Origin of the sequence: Paenalcaligenes hominis (assembly GCF_011927625.1) — a bacterium.
Lineage (GTDB): Bacteria > Pseudomonadota > Gammaproteobacteria > Burkholderiales > Burkholderiaceae_B > Paenalcaligenes > Paenalcaligenes hominis.
Window position 1 is genome coordinate 528,209 of the sequence record NZ_JAATIZ010000002.1, and the last position, 19,675, is coordinate 547,883.

General features: G+C 49.9%; 21 protein-coding genes. 11 read left to right on the plus strand and 10 right to left on the minus strand.

Annotated elements, in window-relative coordinates; genetic code table 11:
• Positions 1-3: 3 nt before the first annotated feature.
• From GGR41_RS06555 to dhbA, 4 genes are read left to right on the plus strand one after another with little or no spacing between them, the layout of a single operon-like run.
• A complete protein-coding gene (locus GGR41_RS06555; RefSeq protein WP_167661144.1) occupies positions 4-1,386 on the plus strand; it encodes a YncE family protein in 1,383 nt (460 codons plus the stop codon).
• 44 nt (positions 1,387-1,430) lie between these two features.
• Positions 1,431-2,591 carry an isochorismate synthase gene (locus tag GGR41_RS06560; protein WP_167661145.1) on the plus strand — a complete coding sequence of 387 codons (1,161 nt, stop codon included), beginning with the start codon at positions 1,431-1,433 and terminating at the stop codon, positions 2,589-2,591.
• Entirely contained in the window at positions 2,588-3,247 is a 660-nt protein-coding gene (locus tag GGR41_RS06565) for an isochorismatase family protein (protein WP_167661146.1), read from the plus strand. The genes GGR41_RS06560 and GGR41_RS06565 overlap by 4 nt, the downstream gene beginning before the upstream one ends.
• Entirely contained in the window at positions 3,247-4,002 is a 756-nt protein-coding gene (gene dhbA, locus GGR41_RS06570) for a 2,3-dihydro-2,3-dihydroxybenzoate dehydrogenase (RefSeq protein ID WP_167661147.1), read from the plus strand. Before GGR41_RS06565 ends, dhbA begins: the two co-directional genes overlap by 1 nt.
• Here dhbA and GGR41_RS06575 read toward each other — a convergent pair.
• The 5 genes from GGR41_RS06575 to apaG all read right to left on the minus strand — a co-directional run bounded on the left by GGR41_RS06575 (position 3,999) and on the right by apaG (position 9,361).
• Positions 3,999-5,570 carry an EAL domain-containing protein gene (locus GGR41_RS06575; protein ID WP_167661148.1) on the minus strand — a complete coding sequence of 524 codons (1,572 nt, stop codon included), beginning with the start codon at positions 5,568-5,570 and terminating at the stop codon, positions 3,999-4,001. The two genes, dhbA and GGR41_RS06575, sit on opposite strands and share 4 nt — an antisense overlap.
• 114 nt (positions 5,571-5,684) lie before the next feature.
• On the minus strand, positions 5,685-6,425 hold the full coding sequence (locus GGR41_RS06580; protein WP_167661149.1) for a DsbC family protein: 741 nt from the start codon (positions 6,423-6,425) through the stop codon (positions 5,685-5,687).
• A gap of 68 nt (positions 6,426-6,493) precedes the next feature.
• Positions 6,494-7,669 (minus strand): FAD-dependent monooxygenase, encoded by a 1,176-nt coding sequence (locus GGR41_RS06585; protein ID WP_167661150.1) that lies wholly within the window; start codon positions 7,667-7,669, stop codon positions 6,494-6,496.
• Positions 7,666-8,973 (minus strand): murein transglycosylase A, encoded by a 1,308-nt coding sequence (gene mltA, locus GGR41_RS06590; protein ID WP_229711035.1) that lies wholly within the window; start codon positions 8,971-8,973, stop codon positions 7,666-7,668. Before mltA ends, GGR41_RS06585 begins: the two co-directional genes overlap by 4 nt.
• Before the next feature lie 13 nt (positions 8,974-8,986).
• Positions 8,987-9,361, minus strand: coding sequence for a Co2+/Mg2+ efflux protein ApaG (apaG, locus tag GGR41_RS06595; protein ID WP_167661151.1), 375 nt, complete (start codon positions 9,359-9,361; stop codon positions 8,987-8,989).
• A 120-nt stretch (positions 9,362-9,481) separates the two neighbouring features.
• On the opposite strand from apaG, the gene rpe reads away from it, so the two are divergent.
• The gene (gene rpe, locus GGR41_RS06600; protein WP_167661152.1) at positions 9,482-10,183 is read left to right on the plus strand and encodes a ribulose-phosphate 3-epimerase; all 702 of its coding nucleotides are present in this window, start codon (positions 9,482-9,484) and stop codon (positions 10,181-10,183) included.
• On the opposite strand, the gene GGR41_RS06605 is transcribed toward rpe, so the two are convergent.
• A complete protein-coding gene (locus GGR41_RS06605; RefSeq protein WP_167661153.1) occupies positions 10,180-10,926 on the minus strand; it encodes an EAL domain-containing protein in 747 nt (248 codons plus the stop codon). The two genes, rpe and GGR41_RS06605, sit on opposite strands and share 4 nt — an antisense overlap.
• A gap of 173 nt (positions 10,927-11,099) precedes the next feature.
• On the opposite strand from GGR41_RS06605, the gene GGR41_RS06610 reads away from it, so the two are divergent.
• The 6 genes from GGR41_RS06610 to GGR41_RS06635 all read left to right on the plus strand — a co-directional run bounded on the left by GGR41_RS06610 (position 11,100) and on the right by GGR41_RS06635 (position 16,779).
• Complete coding sequence (locus GGR41_RS06610; RefSeq protein ID WP_167661154.1) at positions 11,100-11,786, plus strand: phosphoglycolate phosphatase; 687 nt, start codon at positions 11,100-11,102, stop codon at positions 11,784-11,786.
• Between the two features lie 235 nt (positions 11,787-12,021).
• Positions 12,022-13,539, plus strand: a complete 1,518-nt coding sequence (gene trpE, locus GGR41_RS06615) for an anthranilate synthase component I (RefSeq protein WP_167661155.1) — start codon at positions 12,022-12,024, stop codon at positions 13,537-13,539.
• 49 nt (positions 13,540-13,588) lie between these two features.
• Entirely contained in the window at positions 13,589-14,152 is a 564-nt protein-coding gene (locus GGR41_RS06620) for an anthranilate synthase component II (protein WP_167661156.1), read from the plus strand.
• A 24-nt stretch (positions 14,153-14,176) separates the two neighbouring features.
• The gene (gene trpD / locus GGR41_RS06625) at positions 14,177-15,208 is read left to right on the plus strand and encodes an anthranilate phosphoribosyltransferase (RefSeq protein WP_077735012.1); all 1,032 of its coding nucleotides are present in this window, start codon (positions 14,177-14,179) and stop codon (positions 15,206-15,208) included.
• Complete coding sequence (gene trpC / locus GGR41_RS06630) at positions 15,205-15,996, plus strand: indole-3-glycerol phosphate synthase TrpC (protein ID WP_167661157.1); 792 nt, start codon at positions 15,205-15,207, stop codon at positions 15,994-15,996. Before trpD ends, trpC begins: the two co-directional genes overlap by 4 nt.
• 15 nt (positions 15,997-16,011) lie before the next feature.
• The gene (locus GGR41_RS06635) at positions 16,012-16,779 is read left to right on the plus strand and encodes a uracil-DNA glycosylase (RefSeq protein ID WP_229711034.1); all 768 of its coding nucleotides are present in this window, start codon (positions 16,012-16,014) and stop codon (positions 16,777-16,779) included.
• Positions 16,780-16,838: 59 nt separating this feature from the next.
• Here GGR41_RS06635 and lipA read toward each other — a convergent pair whose 3' ends face one another.
• Genes lipA through GGR41_RS06655 form a run of 4 tightly spaced genes read right to left on the minus strand, consistent with a single transcriptional unit; the run spans position 16,839 to position 19,648 of the window.
• The gene (lipA, locus tag GGR41_RS06640; protein WP_077734313.1) at positions 16,839-17,822 is read right to left on the minus strand and encodes a lipoyl synthase; all 984 of its coding nucleotides are present in this window, start codon (positions 17,820-17,822) and stop codon (positions 16,839-16,841) included.
• Positions 17,815-18,486 (minus strand): lipoyl(octanoyl) transferase LipB, encoded by a 672-nt coding sequence (lipB, locus tag GGR41_RS06645; RefSeq protein ID WP_167661158.1) that lies wholly within the window; start codon positions 18,484-18,486, stop codon positions 17,815-17,817. Before lipB ends, lipA begins: the two co-directional genes overlap by 8 nt.
• 15 nt (positions 18,487-18,501) lie before the next feature.
• Positions 18,502-18,774 carry a DUF493 family protein gene (locus GGR41_RS06650; RefSeq protein ID WP_077734311.1) on the minus strand — a complete coding sequence of 91 codons (273 nt, stop codon included), beginning with the start codon at positions 18,772-18,774 and terminating at the stop codon, positions 18,502-18,504.
• 1 nt (position 18,775) lies between these two features.
• Positions 18,776-19,648: a D-amino acid aminotransferase gene (locus GGR41_RS06655; RefSeq protein WP_167661159.1), complete on the minus strand. Its 873-nt coding sequence runs from the start codon at positions 19,646-19,648 to the stop codon at positions 18,776-18,778.
• Between the last annotated feature and the right edge of the window lie 27 nt (positions 19,649-19,675).

Below are 19,675 nucleotides of genomic sequence, written 5' to 3' on the forward strand. Positions count from 1 at the left end.
GTAATGCAAATCAATCTCAGTATTAAAAACAAATCATGGCAGCGTTTAGGCTTGGGCCTCTCTGCTCTTGCATTAAGCGCAGCGGCTTGGGCTAACCCTATTTTTGATCAGCCCGACCCAAATTTTACGGGCACACTTGGTGTCTCAGGAGTGGTTTACCCGGGACAACAGGCGGAAGTCTGGGGGCGAGGTTTTACCCCTGGTCAAGAAGTACAGCTGATACGCAGCGGTAACGTGCTGAGCGGTACTAAACCCCTAGTGGCCGATGACAAAGGCGAAATTCGCACACAACTGACTATTCCCGCCGATGCCGCTATTGGTTTACACCCCATTGTGGCGCAGGTAGCTAAGCCCTCTGCTGCGACGGTATTTGATCTAAAGGTCTCACCGGTGGTGCCTGCCAAAGGAACCGAGTTATATGTGTTAGACCAAGCTCCTGTGACCAATGGTTTATACCAAGTGGCTTATAGCGCTAAAAACAATGCGCTGTACGTGACCTCATCTGTAGGTCGTCCACCGGTAAAACAATCTCAGCTCAGCCAACTGGATCCGACCACACTTAAAACCCTCAACGCTGTCACCCCTACCGCTGATACCGAGCGTGAAGGCCAGGTAATGGCGGTATACGGTGTGGCGGTGGATGACGAAGCCAATACGGTTTGGGTCACAAATACTCGTGCTGACACCGTATCGGTGTATGACCAAAAAGACCTTAAACTAGTCAAACAGTTTCCCCATGGCAGTGCGGTTCATGCCCGAGATGTGGTGGTAGATGGCACCCATCAACGGGCTTTTGCCTCGTCGCCTACCTCGAACCAACTCTATGTATTTGATACCAAAACCCTTAAGGCACTAGAGCCCATCACCTTAAATTCTAAGACACGTCAAGATTTCAGTTCAATGAGCCTGTCGTTGGATCCAAAAAATCATAAGCTCTACACCGTCAGTTTACGTACCAACGAATTAGCGGTGATTGACACCAAAACCTTACGTGTTGAACAGGTAATTGCTTTGCCAGGCATTAAAGGCGCCGCAGGGGTTTCGGTGGCGGCCGATAAAAATCGGGTTTTTGTCACGGGACAAGGCTCTGATAGCGTCGGCATTGTGGACGTAAATAAAGGCGAACTGATCCATGTGGTGCAAGTAGGCGCGGGATCATTAAATGTGCTGTGGGATGACGCAACCCAAGCCGCTTATGTGGCTAACCGTGGCTCTGACACCCTCAGCGTGCTTGATAGTGACGGCAACTTAATCGCCAATTTAGAAGTCGGCAGCTTTCCTAATCACATTGCAACCGATCACAACGGGCATGTGTTTTTTGTGAATAAAGCCCGCGGTCAAAACGATGACAGCGCCGATTTCATTACCCGTCTTCAACTGAAATAAGTTTCTGTGCTGGTGCCTTTTCTGTGCACCAGCCTGCTCTGACTATGAACATGCTTCATCATTACCAACCTAGCAGCCATCTTTTTGCTAGCCCTCAGGGCACGGTTATGGGCCACGGTTGCCTAGAGCGTGTGCACAGCTCAAACCAAGATCAACAGTTAAGAGGCAAGGCGCAGGATCTTTTGACACGGCACCCCCTGACTCCATTGGTGTTTGGGGTGATTCCTTTTCATACGGATCGTGCTGCGCAGCTTATTGTGCCTGAACGTATAGCGCAGTACCCCGCCACGCAGCGCCCAGACGCTGAGTCTCATTCTGACGCTAACCCCCTGCTCTCGTTACGTCCACAACCTAGCGCCGCCGAATTTGAACAATGGGTGCGTGAAGCCCTTCAGTGCTTAGCCCCACCTACGACGTTAAAAAAACTTGTGATGGCACGGCACTTAACGGCACAACTCAAACACGGCTTAGACCGCCGCGCTTTACTGAGTGAACTCTGGGCAAAAAACCCACATGGTTATACCTATAGTTTTGCCTTAGACGACGAAGCCGACCCAGCGACTTTTTTAGGTGCTAGTCCTGAGCTTTTGTTGCGTAAACAAGGGGGTACTGTGTATTTAAACCCGCTTGCTGGCACCGCTTTGCGCCATCTTGAAGACCACGCTACGGATCAGGCGCGTGCCCAACACCTCTTAGCCTCGGCCAAAGATCAGCGCGAACATGCTGTGGTAATAGAAAACATTGTGGCGGCGCTGCGTCCTTTTTGTGATGTGGTAGAAGCCGCTCCCACCCCTAGTTTGGTAGCAACCGCAACGCTTTGGCATCTTTCCACCGAGATTCATGCCCAACTTAAAGCCCCCTATGCGGATGCATTGCAACTTGCCTTAGCGGTTCACCCCACCCCAGCTGTCTGCGGCCATCCTACGCTAGAGGCTCGAGCAGAAATTGAACGTATTGAAGGCATAGATCGTGGCTTTTTCGCCGGTGCCGTAGGTTGGATGAACCAAGCCGGTGACGGCGAATGGGCGGTTGCCATCCGTTGCGCCCACTATGAACAGAATCATCTCACCCTATCGGCCGGAGCCGGTGTCGTCCTCGGTTCTGACCCCCAAGCAGAACGCATTGAAACAGGCAATAAATTACGCACCTTGCTTAATGCGTTACACACTGACCCCACTATGATCCAAGAAGGTATTACCGCATGAGTCTTTCTGAACGCACTATTGCTGCTTTGCCCAGTTATCCCATGCCTACAGACCCTGTGGCAAATCGAGTGAACTGGCAAGTGGTTCCGCAACGGGCGGCCTTGCTGATCCATGATATGCAGTATTATTTTTTAAAAAAATACGACATGGCGTTAGCGCCTATTCCCGCGCTTATTCGGCATACTCAGGCCATTTATGCTGCCTGCAAAGCGGCAGGCATTCCGGTGTATTACACGGCCCAGCCCAAAGTACAAAGTGCAACCGATCGCGCTTTATTAAACGACTTTTGGGGCTCAGGCGTTACAGCACCGAATTTTCAAGCAGAACAACCCATTATCGACGCCTTGCAGCCTGCCGACGATGACACTGTATTAACTAAATGGCGCTATAGCGCTTTTGTGCGCTCGCCGCTCGCCGAGCAATTACGCGCCGCACAACGTGACCAACTGATTATTACCGGTATTTATGCGCACATTGGGTGTATGACCACCGCGCTGGATGCGTTTATGCAAGACATCCAACCTTTTTTTATTACAGACGCGACAGCCGACTTTAGCGCTGAAGCGCATCACATGGCGATTCAGCATGTGTCGCAACGGTGTGGGGTATGTCTAAGCACAGAGCAGCTTTTAACTGCACTAACTGAGGCCAAGTAATGCAAAAAAATACGATTATTACTGGGGCAGCGGGAGGCATTGGTTTGGCGATTTGTGATGCATTATTGGCTCAACAGCACCAAGTTTGGGCGGTAGACATAGATATCGGCCCTTTACAAGAGCTAGCCATTCAATACCCTCAGCACTTACATAGGGTAGCGCTGGATGTGAGTGACTTTAAGGCGGTGAATGCGTGGCTTACGCCTGTGCTGGCTAGCCACCGTATTGATGAGCTGGTATGTGCAGCTGGTGTACTTCAAATGGGCTATGTGCATGAGCTCAGCCCAGCCGCATGGCAACGCACGTTTGCCATTAATACAGAAGGTGTATTTAATTTATGCCAGCCCCTTGCGGCCCATATGCGGGCTCAGCATCAAGGAGCCATTGTCATTATTAGTTCTAACGCTGCCGCCACCCCTCGCAGCAATATGAGTGCCTACGCAGCATCTAAGGCGGCAACCACACACTTTGCACGCTGTTTAGCGTTGGAGCTTGCGCCACTTGGCATTCGAGTGAATAGTGTATCGCCTGGTTCTACCGATACGCCGATGCAGCAATCCATGTGGCAGATGGGCAGCAGTAAAGACACCGTTATTTACGGTTCGGCAGCAGATTTTCGTCTGGGTATCCCTTTACAAAAAATCGCGACGCCAGCTGACATTGCCCAAGGGGTCTTATTTTTATTGAGTGATGCGGCGTCACACATTTGTATGCATGACTTACGCATTGATGGTGGTGCTACCTTAGATGCTTAATGATCTATATGGTGGCTAGCCCAAGCCAATAACAACCCATCTCGGGACAGTTCCATGGAGATCATGTTCCCGGCCACGTAACGAATTTCTAAGAACTGACTGAGACGGCGCTGCTCTGGCTTATCGACATCCACCACAAGCGTAGGCCAATGATGCTGCTTAGCATAGCCCAAGGCGTGGCTGATGCTTTGACTGCTATGACCACGAATTACCCCATCTGTCAGACGCCAAAAGCTAACCCCTTCAAAGCCCATCTCTGTCTTTAACATAGGCAACACACTTTTATCCTCGTAGCGCGCCCACACCGCCATGCCGTTTTGTTTTAACTTTTGGATAGCCGCTTTCAACAAGTTCACGTCCATCGTGGGGTCTATACTTTGGATAATAACGGTAAGTTGTTTTGCAATAGAGGCCTGCGCGTAGGTTTCGAGTTTGGTATGCTTTTGCAACAACATCGAAGCAGGCATACCTACGTAAATAGGAATGGTTACATCGTAGTCAATATCCCACGCCATTAGCTCGCGATTGAGTTTGACGATGGCCCAGCTACCTAACGCTTCAAGCAAGCCAAGAGCCTCAAGATGGGGCACTAGATGCTCAACACGGGTTTGTCGGCCTTCAGAATCTTTCCAAACCAATACCGCAAATGCCCCTACAATGCGGTCTTCTACCGTATCGCAAATAGGACTGTAAACAAACTCAAACCGGTCATTTTGAAGCTGTTCTTCAAACTGAGCACGACTCATTAATTCGGTTAGGTAAGCAGTTTGTGTTGGGTGGGGTTGCGACGCTTTTTCTAAAGCTTGGATTACATTGCTATCTTCGGTCAAGAGCAAACCCGTAAAACTATAGCCCCAACCATGTACAGACTTAATCGGCAAATGCAGATTTTTTTGCATCATTTTGCGGCGTAAGCGACTGATAAGCGAATCAATGGCGCGGCTATTTTGAGTCAGGGTGGAATTTTTTGCTAGTAGCTCTTCGCGACTTAATCGTTTGTCTACCTGGCCTGCAAAATGTTCGAGAAAAAACCGTTCACTGGATGTCAGATTAATGCCTACCCCTGACGGACTAATCAAGCGCCAACCGCCATCCGTTAAGCGCCAGATGACTTGCAGCTCGCTGACCGCATTGTGGACGGATTGATCAAACTCCTCTTTGCTTTCCGATCGAAGCTCTTGAAAGCGTAAAAAACCTTCTGCACGGCGTAATAAGACCGACTTCCACGCCAATAACTCGGTATGGGTCACTGTACCCCCCACCACCACGCTATCAGCACCAGCAAGTAATAAATCTGTGACTTGTTCAGGTTGATTGAAGCTGATGGCCACCACTAAGCCCCCCAAACCAACGAGGGTACGTAAATTCACTACGGTTAAGCTAAGCGGTAACTGAGGGGCATTGACAAAAAGCAACGGCACCTGATCTTGTTCCAGCAACGCAGGCAAGTCGCTGATGGACTCAACCAGTCGATAGGAAAGGATATGGTGTCGTTTCAGATCATCACAAACACGTGCACTGTCTGTGGCACTCTGAAACAAAACGATAGTTTGTTTGGCATATTTCATAGACAATAAGTATTCACCCTAGTTGCAACATTATGGCAACAGATATGCTACTTATTGTCACTGAAATAAAGCTGTTTTAATAGTTAAGCTTTGTAATTATTAACGTTCTTAACATTATTTTTTGGCAGCATTTTGTAGGCGCTGCTCGAGCTGTTCGGGGGGCAACCAACCGTTTGCCCTAGAGCCGTCTTCAAAAAATAGCGCAGGCGTGCCCTGCACACCTAATGACAAGCCCAACTGTAATAACTCATCAATAGGGTTGTCGCAGGTTTTCACTGTGGGCGTTTTGTTATCCACCATCCACGCACTCCACGCAGCAGCTGGGTCCTCGGCACATAATACGTGCTCGGACTTTGATTTTGAGTCAGGTGAAAGAATAGGATAGAGCAACGAGTACACGGTTAGGTTATCGATCTCGGCAAAGCTCTGGTGCAGTCTTTTGCAGTAAATACAATTGGGGTCTTCGAAAACCACTAATTGACGTGAACCGTCACCTTTTACTGTTTTAATGGCTTTATCGAGTGGCAAGCTAGAAAAATCGACCCGATTCAGTTGCTCGAGGCGCTGAGCCGTTAAATCAGTACGACTGGCCACATCAACCAATGACCCCTGCAAAATAAAATCCACAGATGAATTGGTATAAAGGACATCTTTGCCTAAACGTAGCTCTAGGATGCCATCAAACGGCGTAGCGGACACCTCATCAACCACTATACCGTCAAACTGAGACTCGAACCGTTCTTTGGCCTGAGTTAATACCTCGGGGGCTACTGAGACAGAAGTTTCAGCTGCCGTGGCTGCCCCACTAACCAATAGAGTAAATGCGGTCAGACTGGCCGCAATGCGCAATTTCATTTTATCTCCTGAGATGACGCCAAACCGTCACTACCACCTATAAAAAGTAAAAATTTAGCGTGAGAGACCTATTTGCCTGCAGCACGTTGGATAAGCTGACGCTTAATAAACGGCAATTTATCAACCAGTTTCATGCCTACATTACGTGCTAACGCAATGGGGGCTGCTTGGCTCACGAAAAGTTGGTGCAAGCCATGAGTCATTAAACGCATGGCCAAAATAGGCTCAAGCCGGGCGCGGCGATAACGCTCCAATACACGAAGCTCGCCAACGCGTTGATAACTGGGTTTGTCTGTTAAGACCTGGATAAGTTCCTGGATGTCGCCTAAACCCAAATTTAACCCTTGGCCTGCTAAAGGGTGCACGCGGTGCGCGGCATCGCCCACCAACGCCACGCGCGGGGCAATCATGGCACTGCGTTCTAGAGTTAAAGGAAAAGCAAAGGGCTGACTACGCAGCTGTAACTGCCCCAAACGGTGCTGAGTTAGGGCACCTAACACGCGTTGGACGTGATCCTGTTGCTGCGGCGCGTCTAAGGCCATAAACGCTTGCGCTTGCTGCGCTTGAACGGACCACACCATAGACACTTGAGGCCCTTGATCGGTATCAGGCATAGGTAACAACGCCAGCACGGAATCGCCGGTAAACCATTGATAGGCTCGGTTTTGATGGGGGAGCTCTGTGTGGAGGTGAGCCACTACCCCATCATGGTGATAGGGCTTTTGGTGATGCTCGATATGCGCCTTGGCGCGTACCAACGAACGCGCCCCGTCCGCCCCCACAATTAAGTCGGCAGATAAGACATCGCCACGCTGTGTTTTGAGTCCTGTGGCAGTGAGCTCAGCGAATAAATCATCATGCCACGGTACATTAAACACTTGTAAGGCTTGGTAAAGCGCATGCTCCATCTCGCCGGACTCGACAATCCAAGTTAAATTGGATTGCGCATTATGCCATGCATCAAGCTGTACGAACCCATCGCCATCCCCAAATAGCTCCATGCCCGTTACAGGGGTAATGCGCTCGGAGCGCATCAGCCTCCACACCCCTAATTGCTCTAGAAAGGCTTGGCTAGCGGCAGAAAGCGCATACACGCGGGGATGAAAATGATGAGGGGCTAAGGTCATGGCTTGGTAAGCAGGTGCTACTATGCGCACCGCAAACCCGGCTTTTTTTAACCCGAGGGCGGTGGCCATACCGGCCAAGCCACCCCCGCAGACCACAATAGATTCGTGTGTGTTCATCGTGCTGTAGGGGCTCCGGCGTCTTTAGGCCATAACAACCACATCTCACCATTTTGCTTCATGCGTCCGGCCTGGTTACCGGCTTGGTCCCCGGTTCCCCAGTAGAAATCCGTGCGTGCAGCGCCTTTAATGGCTGCACCGGTGTCTTGGGCAAACACCAATTTGCGTAATGGCGACTGCGAAGCGGGAAAAGAGGTTGCCAAATAAACTGGTGTGCCTAACGGCACAAAGGTGGGATCGATGGCCACAGCGCGCTCTGCGATTAAAGGAATGCCGTAGGCACCCTTGGGCCCCAGTTGCGGGTCTACGATGGTTTCCTCGTTGAAGAACACCATGGCTTTATTCACATTGAGCATTTCATTAACGCGATGCGGATTGGCTTTGGCCCATTGTTTAATGTTCTGCATAGACGTTTGAGCTAGGGGTAGCTCACCCTTGTCGGCCAGCCATTTACCTATAGAACTATAAGGGTGGCCGTTGTGGTCGCCATAAGCAAGGCGTACGGCTTTGCCATTATCTAAGACAGCACGGCCTGAGCCTTGAATTTGTAGAAAAAAGGCTTCCACTGGATCCGCAGCCCACACTAAAACTTTTGGTTGACGTTGGGGGTTGCTGGTTATTTCGCCGCGCGTATCATAAGGCACAACACGATTATCTGCCGTTAATTTACCGCGGATACGTTTACCCGCTAACTCGGGATATAGCCCGCCTAAGTCGACGGTTAATAAATCACTAGGCACCGCATATAACGGCCACTGGTAGACGCCGTGTTGACGTTTAGAAGCCTGTAATAGTGGCTCGTAGTAACCCGTTACGGTGTTTTTTGCGACGCGCCCTTTCTCGTCCAATAAACGCCAAGGCTGCAGGTGGGTTTCTAGAAACTGACGGATGGCTGCTGTGTCGGCGCTTTCTGTCCCCAGACCGCTGTTTTGAGCAGCTAAACAGACTGGCTGCCAAGCGCGGGGAGTAGCACGCGCTGGCATAGCGAGAGACCCGCTGACCGGGCGCATTAGCCCCTTGCAGTTATTAACAAACGCTTTCCACACATGGTCTAAGTTATCGTCTTTCCAACCCGGCAAAGCGCCCCATTGCACTGCTTGATATTTTGCAGCCAGAGAACGGGCAGGCGTTTCAGGTAATTGGTCTAGACTGGGCACCTGTAGCGGCTTTAACGCAACGTCTTCTTTTTTGGCTGGGACGGCGCTGTCTCCGGGTATGGGAGTGGCTACATGAGTGCCTGGTGCAGTGCATGCCGCAATAAAAGCGGTCATTACACCGAATCCTAAATATCGTAATGCAGTCATTACTACCCTCAAATTAATGTAAAGTTCGCGGCATAGATAACACAAACTCATCAATGCGCACATCAAAGGGCACGCCGTTTTCACCCACAAAATGAAAAGAGCCTTTCATCGTGCCAAACGGCGTGGGTAAGGGGCAGCCACTGCTGTACTCAAAAACCTCGCCTGGCCCAATTAGAGGTTGTTTGCCTACTACACCGAGGCCTTTTACCTCTTGGACGTTTTGCTCGGCATCGGTGATCACCCAGTGACGACTAATGAGTTGCGCCGCTTGGGCACTATTATTACGCACTTGGACGTGGTAGGAGAATAAATATCGGTGTTGATTTGGTTCCGACTGTTCGGGAAGGTAACTAGGTGTAACAACCACCACCATATCGTTAGACTGCATAGAAATAAGTTCGCTCCAGATCTAATAGCTGATTACAATGCCATTATGTATTACACCACAGCACTGAGAATTACTCACTTGTTGTGCGCATTGTACCCCCCATTCTTAGCTCTTATTGTTATGTCTCACAAACAACCTGCTCTTATTGCCCCTAGTATTTTGGCTGCTGATTTTGCCCGTCTAGGCGAAGAAGTACGCGATGTGATCGCGGCCGGCGCAGACTGGATTCATTTTGACGTGATGGACAATCATTATGTCCCTAACCTTAGCTTTGGCCCCATGGTGTGTGCTGCGCTACGCCCCCATACCCAAGCGCCTATTGATGTGCATTTGATGGTCGAGCCGGTAGACAGCTTGATCGAGCCTTTTGCTAAAGCGGGTGCCAACTTTATTAGCTTTCACCCCGAGGCCTCACGTCATATTGACCGCACGTTAGGTCTTATCAAGGAACACGGGTGCAAGGCTGGGTTGGTGTTTAACCCTGGCACACCGCTTAGCTATCTCGACTACGTCATGGATAAAATCGACTTGATTCTATTAATGTCGGTTAACCCCGGTTTTGGGGGGCAAAAATTCATCCCGGGCACACTCGATAAGCTACGCCATGCGCGCGCACGCATTGATCGCTGGATAGACCAAGGCGGCCACCCTATCCATCTTCAAGTCGATGGCGGGGTGACAGCCCAAAATATCCAAAGCATCCGTGCTGCGGGGGCTGATGCGTTTGTGGCTGGGTCCGCTATTTTTGGTAAAAGCGATTATGCTAATGAAATTCAGGCAATGCGGGCCGAAATCGCCACCGCTGATAGCTTATCCGCTTAGGCCGACCAACCCATTTCACATTCGCGCTTGGGGGTCGCCTGTGGGTATCCAAAGTAATACCCCTGAGCATGGCTTACCCCAAGCGCTTGCAATACATCAAGCTGACGCTTTTGCTCTACGCCTTCGGCAATCACATAGGTCTGATGCGCTTGGGCCACCTGACTAATGGCTTCGATCAGCTTTTGCTTAAACGGATGCCGATGTAGGTGCTGCGTAAAATAGCGGTCCAATTTCACAAACTCTGGCTGCAGCTCTGACCATAGGCGCAGCGATGCATAGCCTTCGCCTAAATCATCAATAGCAAAACGCACATTTTGACGGCGGCAACGCTCTGCCGCCATACGCAACTGCACATAGTCTCGACTGAGCTCTTGCTCACTGAGTTCGATCACCACACGAGGCTGCTGCGTTCCAGCACTACACCATGGCTTTTGATGCTCTTCCAATTGCGATAGCTCAATGAAAAGCTGCGGGCTGAGATTTAAAAATAACCATCCCTCTAGCCCCTGACGGCAAAACTCAGCAATCTGTAAGCGACAACATAACTGTTCTAATTCACGTTGCCTATTTAATTTTCGTGCTACCTTAAACAACACCAAAGGCGTAGCAAAATGACTGTCCTGAGGGCCACGAATCAGCGCCTCATACCCCACTAATTTTTGGTTTTGTATGTCTACTATAGGTTGAAACAAAGGAGTTAACCGCTGGTGGCGCAGTACATCTTCAAAAGCAGCCTTCATCATTATTTTACTTTGTGGAGCAGCAGGTTTTGTGAAAGGAAAAAGAATCGTCTACATTTATATAGGATTGTGACAATTTAAACAACTGTTGTCATAAAGGTATCATTCATTACAAGACGTACACCGTTCATTTCTCACGCTACACTTAGCCTTATTTACTCAGCCGGAGCACTTAAATGCGTTATAAAGCGGTTTTGTTTGACTTAGATGGTACCTTAGTTGATTCCATCCCTGATATTGCCCAAGGGGCGAATTTAATGCTGCACGATTTGGGCTTTGCTGCCTTATCTGTCGAGCAAATCAGCACGTTTGTAGGTAAAGGCACCCATCATCTGATTGATCTCTGCCTTAAAGAAGTCACCCAACAAGCCTCCATTGACCCCACACTTCAACAGCAAGCACGGCGTTTATTTGCTCACCATTACGACCATCAGACTAAACACAGCATTTCCAAGGTGTTCCCTGGGGTTACTGAAGGGTTAGACCGCTTTCAGCAAGCTGGCTGTCGCTTAGCCGTGGTCACAAATAAACCCATGCAATTTGTACCCGACCTACTGCGCCTTATGCACCTAGATCATTACTTTGATTTACTGGTGGGCGGCGACACCTGTGCAGAAAAAAAACCACACCCTATGCCTTTTCTGTATGCGTGTGAAAAACTGGGGGTTAGCCCAGCAGACGCCTTAGTTATTGGCGACTCGGGTAATGACAGTATTGCTGCGCGTCAGGCCGGAATTGATGTCTTGCTCGTACCTTACGGTTATAACGAAGGGAAAGATGTGCAAGATTTAGATTGTGATGGTATAGTTTTTAGTATTGTCGAGGCAGCTCAATGGGCAGCCCAACCGAATACGACTCATTAATACCCATACATTCATGCAAACGAACCGCAATTCTTATTCCATCTATGGCGCCTATTGGCGCTGGTGGCGTTTGGGTTCCGGGTCGTCTGTACTAAAGGCCGCCGTGTAACTGTACTTATAGTTTTCATTTACACGACGTGCACTAAAAGCCCGGAACTCTTCACAGAGCCGGGCTTTTTAGTTACCCAATCAGTCCGGCTCCTTGATCGCTTTATGGAATCAAAGGCCTCATACCATGACTGAAATTGAATTTAAAGCTCTTGCAGCACAGGGATTTAACCGCATTCCTCTGATTGTAGAAACCTATGCGGACTTAGACACCCCTCTTTCCATCTACCTGAAGCTGGCTCACACCAGTACCGCACACGGCGCCAATAGCTGCCTGATGGAGTCGGTTATCGGTGGCGAGCAGTTTGGACGGTATTCTTTTATTGGCTTGCCAGCAAAGACGATTATTCGTGCCACAGGCACCACAACGGAAGTCGTGCATGAAGGCAAAGTCGTTGAAACCCACGAAGGCAACCCCCTCGACTTTGTAGAAAGCTATCAAAAACGTTTTCATGTCGCCCTGCGTCCAGGCATGCCCCGTTTTTGTGGTGGTTTGGCGGGTTACTTTGGCTATGATACCGTCCGCCATATTGAGACCAGCTTAGGCCCAGCGGTGAACCCCTTTCCTGAAGGCCAAACCGGCACCCCCGATTTACTGCTGTTGCATATTGATGAGCTGGTGATTGTGGACAATTTAGCAGGTCGCACGTACTTGATTGTCTATGCCGACCCAAATATCGCTGAAAGCTTTACCCATGCACGCCGTCGTTTGCGCGAACTGCGAGAAAAACTGCGTCACCCGGTGACGATTCCCTACGCCTACGCTAGCATGGAAACCTTTGAGCAGCGTACCTTTGCTAAGGCGGACTACCTAGAGGCAGTGGCACAAGCCAAGCAATACATTACCGATGGCGAGATCATGCAGGTACAAATTGGTCAGGTCATCACGAAGCCGTTCCGAGATTCCCCTCTCTCGTTATACCGTGCGCTACGTTCGCTAAACCCCTCCCCTTACATGTACTACTGGAACTTTGATGATTTCCAAGTGGTTGGATCATCACCTGAAATTTTAGTCCGCCAAGAGCAGCAAACCGTTCACGGTGAAGACAAACACTATGTCACGATACGTCCTCTTGCGGGCACACGCCGCCGTGGTGCCACGCCTGAGGAAGACGAACTACTGGCTGCTGAGCTTAAAGCCGACCCCAAAGAATGCGCAGAACATGTCATGTTGATTGATTTAGCCCGCAACGACTTAGGACGCATCACTAAAGCCGGTACGGTCGAAGTCACTGACACCATGAGCATTGAGCGCTATTCGCATGTGCAGCATTTGGTGTCGAACGTGCGTGGTGAGCTTCAAGAGCAAATGAGCAGTATGGATGTATTGAAAGCCAGCTTTCCAGCCGGTACGTTAACGGGTGCACCCAAAGTGCGTGCAATGGAAATTATTGATGAACTCGAGCCAGTACGGCGTGGTATTTACGGTGGTGCCGCTGGCTACCTCAGCTACAGTGGTGAAATGGATTTAGCGATCGCCATTCGTACTGGTGTTATTCAAGACGGCCAGCTCTACGTCCAAGCCGCTGCGGGAATCGTGGCCGACTCCGTCCCCGAACTCGAGTGGCAAGAAACAGAGGCCAAAGCGCGCGCCATGTTGCGCGCTGCAGAACAAGTCCAATTTGGTTTGGATGAACCTATTTAGTCGCACTTTATTTTAATTTGTACGCGCTCTGTTTTTTAAAGGACCTCTCATGTTATTTATGCTCGACAACTACGATTCATTTACCTATAACTTGGTGCATTATTTCCAAGAGCTTGGTCAAAGCGTTGAGGTACGCCGCAATGATCAGTGCACGCTCGCCGATATTGAAGCCCTCAACCCGTCCTATATTTGTATTTCTCCTGGCCCTAGCAACCCAGACCATGCGGGCATTAGTCTGGATGTGATTACACACTTTGCAGGCAAAGTGCCTTTGCTAGGAGTGTGTTTGGGGCACCAAGCCATTGCTCAAGCTTTCGGCGGCAAGGTTGTGCATGCCAAGCAAATCATGCATGGCAAAGTGTCAGCCATTCGTCATGACGGATCCGATGTGTTTAAAGATCTACCTAATCCAATGAACGTCACGCGCTATCACTCCTTAGCCGTCGAAGCAGACAGCCTTCCCGACTGCCTTGCTATTACAGCGCAAACAGAGGATGGGGAAATTATGGGGTTACGCCATAAAACGTTGCCTATCAGCGCTGTGCAGTTTCACCCTGAATCCATTCTGAGCGAACATGGCCACCAACTATTAAAAAATTTTTTAGAAGCTTAAGAGACAACGATGAAAAAAGAACGCATGACCATTACGCCTAGCGAGGCCCTTGTACGCTGCATTGAGCACCGTGAAATTTTCCATGATGAAATGCTGCATTTAATGCGCATGTTAATGCGAGGCGAAATGTCACCCGTCATGGCAAGTGCGCTATTAATGGGGCTACGGGTAAAAAAAGAAACCATAGGGGAAATTGCCGCTGCGGCTGAGGTCATGCGTGAGTTTGCCACTCCGGTCATCACTCACAACCCAGACGAGTTGCTTGATATGTGTGGCACCGGAGGCGATGGCAGCAACACCTTTAATATCTCTACCGCCGCCATGTTCGTGGTGGCAGCCGCAGGCGTCAAAGTCGCAAAGCACGGTGGCCGTAGTGCGTCTTCCTCGTCAGGCAGTGCGGACGTCTTAGAGGCATTGGGCGCAAACTTAGACTTGCACCCCGAGCAAGTCGCTCAAAGCATTGAGGACATCAACATAGGGTTCATGTTTGCCCCCGCCCATCACAGTGCCATGAAAAACATTGCCGCTGTTCGTAAAGAGTTGGGCGTACGCACACTATTTAATATACTTGGGCCACTAACCAACCCTGCCGGCGCCGCAAATCAGCTCATGGGCGTGTTTCATGCTGACCTAGTGGGCATTCAGGTCCGAGCCATGCAACGGCTTGGCGCAAAACATGTTTTAATTGTGCACGGCAAGGATGGAATGGACGAGGCCTCGACAGGGGCTTCTACCTTAGTAGGCGAACTCAAAAACGATCAAGTCTTTGAGTACGAGATCCATCCCGAAGATTTCGGTATGACCATGAGCTCCAACCGCTCAATTCGCGTGGACTCCAAAGAAGAGTCCGCGTTAATGATCAAAGAAGCCCTGGATAACATCGAAGGCACCGCTCGCGACATTGTGGCGTTTAATGCGGGCCTAGCTATCTATGCTGGCAATGGCGCTGACTCGATTGAAAGCGGTTTGCGCATTGCATTTGATATGATTGCATCGGGCGCAGCACGCGCTAAGCTTGATGAATTTTGTACGTATACTCGGAAACTAACAGCATGAACGATATTCTCGCTAAAATTCTCCAAACCAAAAAAGAAGAAGTCGCCGCAGCGCGTCAGTTGCGCAGCGAAGCCGATTTATTACGCGAAGCTAAAAGTCGTAAAGATGTGCGTGGTTTTGTGCGTGCATTGAACTACAAAACTAGCCAAGGGCAACCCGCTGTCATTGCTGAGGTAAAAAAAGCCTCGCCCTCTAAAGGCGTAATCCGCGAAAACTTTAACCCCACTGAAATTGCCACCAGTTATGCAGCCCATGGCGCGGCCTGCTTATCGGTATTAACCGATATGCAGTATTTTCAAGGGGCCTACGACCATCTCCGCCAAGCCCGTGCGGCCTGCGCATTGCCTGTGCTGCGCAAAGACTTTATGGTGGACCCCTATCAGGTTATCCATGCGCGCGCCATTGGCGCCGATTGTATTTTGCTCATTGTGGCCGCCCTTAGCCTTAACCAGTTACTTGAACTGGAAGCCCTAGCCCACGAATTAGGCATGGACGTATTAGTCGAGGTTCATGACAAAGACGAGCTGGATACCGCCTTACAACTCAAAAGTTCTTTGCTTGGCATTAATAACCGCAACTTGCGTACCTTTGAAACCAGCTTGCAAAACACCATTGATTTACTTGATTTAATCCCCGAAGGCAAGCTGATCATCACAGAAAGTGGTATTCTTAATGCTGATGATGTGAAAACGATGCGCGATCATCAGGTAAACGCATTTTTAGTGGGCGAAGCGTTTATGCGCCAGCCCGACCCCGGGGTGGCGTTAGAGCAACTGTTTTTTAACTAAACACACCTATTTTTTATGCACATGCAACAACTAGGGCTGTTAGATCAGCCAGAAACGCTTAATCAATTAACTGGCTCTCTTCAGCCTTTGGTTGCGGCATTGTCTCCTGAATGGCAGTCTGTACTTCAACAAGAACCTCTACAAACCAAACTACAACTGCTTGATTACTGGCTAAAACAACGGCTCTCAGCAGGGGCTGTTATTTATCCATCCAATCCTTTTTATGCTTTAACTTTGTGTCAGCCGGCTGACATCAAGGTCATTATCTTAGGCCAAGACCCCTACCACGGCCCAGGCCAAGCTCAGGGCTTGGCCTTTTCGGTGCCCGACTATGTACCGTGTCCGCCTAGCTTGCGCAATATCTACGAAGAACTGCATTTGGAATACCCCGAGTACGCCAATTACCCGCCACGCCACGACCTTACCCCTTGGGTAGAGCAAGGGGTGCTGCTTTTAAATACTTCGCTTACCGTCGAAGACGGCAAGGCAGCGTCGCATGCCAACAAAGGCTGGGAGCACATCAGCGACGGCATCTTGCAGCATTTACTCACCTTAGACACACCCAAAGTCTTTATGCTGTGGGGCAATCATGCGCAAGCCAAAATCGAGCTGATCAACGCCCATAAAACGGGTCCAATTGAAATTCTACGCTCAAACCACCCCTCGCCTTTAGCTGCTAAACGAAAACCTACGCCCTTTATAGGCAGTGGGCAATTTAAGCAATGTAATGCTTGGCTCGAGGCTCATGGTCAAACCCCCATCCAATGGATTGCCCCCTCTTAGAAACAACAGAAAATAAAAAAGGGCCTATGGCCCTTTTTTAGTGGGTAGAGGCTTTGAGCCTAGGCCACACCAGCCGCCTCGGCCTGCTGATCGGCATGATAGGACGAGCGCACCATGGCACCAATCGCAGCATGGGTAAAACCCATTTCATAGGCTTTTTGCTCTAGCTCTTTGAACTCGTCCGGCGTGACGTAACGCAACACCGGTAAATGGTGTTCAGAAGGCTGCAAGTACTGACCAATGGTGAGCATATCGACGTTATGGGCTCGTAGATCGCGCATGACCTCGAGAATTTCCTCGTTGGTTTCACCTAGACCCACCATTAAGCCAGATTTAGTCGGCACAGTGGGGCAGCGCTCTTTAAATTGAGAAAGCAATTTTAATGAGTGCTCGTAGTCTGCACCAGGCCGCGCCTGCTTGTATAGGCGTGGAATGGTTTCAAGGTTGTGATTCATGACATCAGGCGGACTTTGCTCGAAAATATCTAAGGCACGATCTAAACGACCACGGAAATCAGGCACTAAGACCTCGATAGTCGTATGAGGTGAATGCTCGCGCACCTTGTCAATGCACTCCACAAAGTGAGCCGCCCCGCCATCGCGCAAATCGTCGCGGTCTACAGAGGTAACCACAACGTACGACAAACGCATCGCGCCGATGGCTTTGGCTAAATTAATGGGCTCGTCGGTATCGAGCGGGTCGGGGCGACCATGCCCCACATCGCAAAACGGACAGCGACGGGTACATTTATCGCCCATGATCATAAAGGTAGCCGTGCCTTTACCGAAACATTCGCCAATGTTAGGGCAGGAGGCTTCCTCGCACACCGTATAGAGATTGCGCTCGCGCAAAATGGTTTTAATGTCGTAAAAACGCGAGCTAGGCGCAGCAGCTTTAACACGAATCCAATCCGGTTTCTTCAAACGCTCGGTTTGAACGATCTTGATGGGCAAGCGTGAGGTTTTGTCTTCTGCTTTCTGCTTTTGCATCGGGTCGTATTCACGAGGACGCACTGTCGGTTTGGGAGTATTCACGTTATTCATAAGCTTTTTCAGTAGTAGCGCTAAATTGGTGTTTTAGCTGTAAAGACAAGACCTGACCTACCTGCTCCAGACTGACCGTCTGGCCACATGAGCGCATATCGGTGGTGCCTAGACCCGCATACCCACACGGATTGATACCATCGAAGGGGCGTAAGTCCATATCGACATTTAAAGACAAACCATGGTAACTGCGACCATTTCGTATTTTAACACCGAGGGCAGCAATCTTAACGAATTCATCAGGAGCATAATGGGTATTACGTACGGAATCGCCACGTACATACACCCCCGGTGCATTTTCTTTACGTTCGCTAGCAATGCCGAAATGCGCCAAAGTCTGAATAATGGCCGTTTCCAGTTTGGCCACGTACTCGCGTACGTATAGACCTTGACGGCGTAAATCAATTAAACAATAGGCAATAAGCTGACCCGGCCCGTGGTAGGTGACCTGCCCACCACGGTCTGTATTAACAATAGGAATAGCGTGGGCATTGAGGATATGTTCGGCTTTGCCAGCTTGACCCAACGTATAGACTGCAGGGTGCTCGAGTAACCAGATTTCGTCTGGGCTATCGGCATGCCGTGTATTGGTGTAGTCCTGCATGGCCTGCCAAATCAGCGTGTAATCGGGTTGGCCATTTAACCACCGCAACTGCATCGTCATCTACCACCTACCTGATTACAACACGATGGACACCAGAGGATGACCATGCAAGGCTTTGTACAACGCATCAAGCTGCTCGCGTGACACCGCATTAATGTGAAAGGTGAGCCCGGTGTAATTGCCTTTTTCGCTAGGACGGCTTACTAAGGTATCACGGTCGTAATCAGGATCGTGTTCTAGGACCACCTCAATTAATACCTCTTCGAACTCAGGGACGGCTTTACCCATGACCTTGATAGGAAACACACAGGGGTATTCAATTAGGGAATCTTCGGGTTTGATTTCCATGTTAGTGTCCTTCTAATTGCGCAATACGTTCATCGTACCCTGCTCTGAGCGCTTGGTAAATAGGCCCGGGCTGCCCATTGCCAACCGCTTTACCGTTGTACTGCAAAATAGGCAGCACTTCTTTGGTGGCAGAGGTAATTAAAAGCTCATCGGCATCAGCCACTTCTGCCTCTGAAATAGGGCGTGCTTCAAAGGGAATATTGGCACTGGCAGCAAGCTCTTCAAGCAAACGATAGCGGACGCCCTCAAGGATTAAGTGATTGCGTGGTGGCGCAAGCAATACGCCGTCTTTAACTACCCAGATATTGGTCGAAGACCCCTCGGTTAAAAAGCCGTCTCGGAACTGGATCACCTCGTCGACACCGGCTTCGACGGCCTGTTGACGCGCCAGCACATTACCCAATAACGAGATAGATTTAATGTGGCACATGAGCCAACGTAAATCCTGAGTCGCTACCGCCGTCAACCCCTTTTCACGTGCTTCGGTAGGACGCTCAAAAGGGTTCACCATACAAAAGATAGTAGGTGTACTGCCTTCAGGGAAAGGATGATCGCGTTTGGCCGCACCACGCGTTACGTGCAAATACACGAGGCAGTCGCGACCTCGCCCCACGCGCGCCAACATATCAAGCACTAATTGCTCCCAGTCTTGGCGCGTAAATGAAGTGTCAAGCTGAATCAACTTTAAGCTGCGCTCTAAACGCGCGAGATGCTCTTCAATACGGAACGGCTTGCCTTGATACACAGGCACCACATCGTAAATACCATCGCCAAAAATAAAACCGCGATCCAGCACAGAGATTTTGGCGTCAGCAATACGAACGTAATCGCCATTTAAGTAGACGATCGTGTCAGGATCTACGTTTGGAATCATGTCTGCCTCGTAACAACAATGATAAAA

Coding starts and splice junctions, on each gene's coding strand:
- GGR41_RS06555 (WP_167661144.1), top strand. CDS start 4: ATGCAAATCAATCTCAGTATTAAAAACAAATCATGGCAGCGTTTAGGC.
- GGR41_RS06635 (WP_229711034.1), top strand. CDS start 16,012: ATGCACATGCAACAACTAGGGCTGTTAGATCAGCCAGAAACGCTTAAT.
- GGR41_RS06620 (WP_167661156.1), top strand. CDS start 13,589: ATGTTATTTATGCTCGACAACTACGATTCATTTACCTATAACTTGGTG.
- GGR41_RS06605 (WP_167661153.1), bottom strand. CDS start 10,926: ATGATGAAGGCTGCTTTTGAAGATGTACTGCGCCACCAGCGGTTAACT.
- rpe (WP_167661152.1), top strand. CDS start 9,482: ATGTCTCACAAACAACCTGCTCTTATTGCCCCTAGTATTTTGGCTGCT.
- GGR41_RS06655 (WP_167661159.1), bottom strand. CDS start 19,648: ATGATTCCAAACGTAGATCCTGACACGATCGTCTACTTAAATGGCGAT.
- GGR41_RS06560 (WP_167661145.1), top strand. CDS start 1,431: ATGAACATGCTTCATCATTACCAACCTAGCAGCCATCTTTTTGCTAGC.
- GGR41_RS06575 (WP_167661148.1), bottom strand. CDS start 5,570: ATGAAATATGCCAAACAAACTATCGTTTTGTTTCAGAGTGCCACAGAC.
- trpE (WP_167661155.1), top strand. CDS start 12,022: ATGACTGAAATTGAATTTAAAGCTCTTGCAGCACAGGGATTTAACCGC.
- GGR41_RS06565 (WP_167661146.1), top strand. CDS start 2,588: ATGAGTCTTTCTGAACGCACTATTGCTGCTTTGCCCAGTTATCCCATG.
- dhbA (WP_167661147.1), top strand. CDS start 3,247: ATGCAAAAAAATACGATTATTACTGGGGCAGCGGGAGGCATTGGTTTG.
- GGR41_RS06650 (WP_077734311.1), bottom strand. CDS start 18,774: ATGGAAATCAAACCCGAAGATTCCCTAATTGAATACCCCTGTGTGTTT.
- trpD (WP_077735012.1), top strand. CDS start 14,177: ATGACCATTACGCCTAGCGAGGCCCTTGTACGCTGCATTGAGCACCGT.
- apaG (WP_167661151.1), bottom strand. CDS start 9,361: ATGCAGTCTAACGATATGGTGGTGGTTGTTACACCTAGTTACCTTCCC.
- lipA (WP_077734313.1), bottom strand. CDS start 17,822: ATGAATAACGTGAATACTCCCAAACCGACAGTGCGTCCTCGTGAATAC.
- lipB (WP_167661158.1), bottom strand. CDS start 18,486: ATGACGATGCAGTTGCGGTGGTTAAATGGCCAACCCGATTACACGCTG.
- mltA (WP_229711035.1), bottom strand. CDS start 8,973: ATGACTGCATTACGATATTTAGGATTCGGTGTAATGACCGCTTTTATT.
- GGR41_RS06610 (WP_167661154.1), top strand. CDS start 11,100: ATGCGTTATAAAGCGGTTTTGTTTGACTTAGATGGTACCTTAGTTGAT.
- trpC (WP_167661157.1), top strand. CDS start 15,205: ATGAACGATATTCTCGCTAAAATTCTCCAAACCAAAAAAGAAGAAGTC.
- GGR41_RS06580 (WP_167661149.1), bottom strand. CDS start 6,425: ATGAAATTGCGCATTGCGGCCAGTCTGACCGCATTTACTCTATTGGTT.
- GGR41_RS06585 (WP_167661150.1), bottom strand. CDS start 7,669: ATGAACACACACGAATCTATTGTGGTCTGCGGGGGTGGCTTGGCCGGT.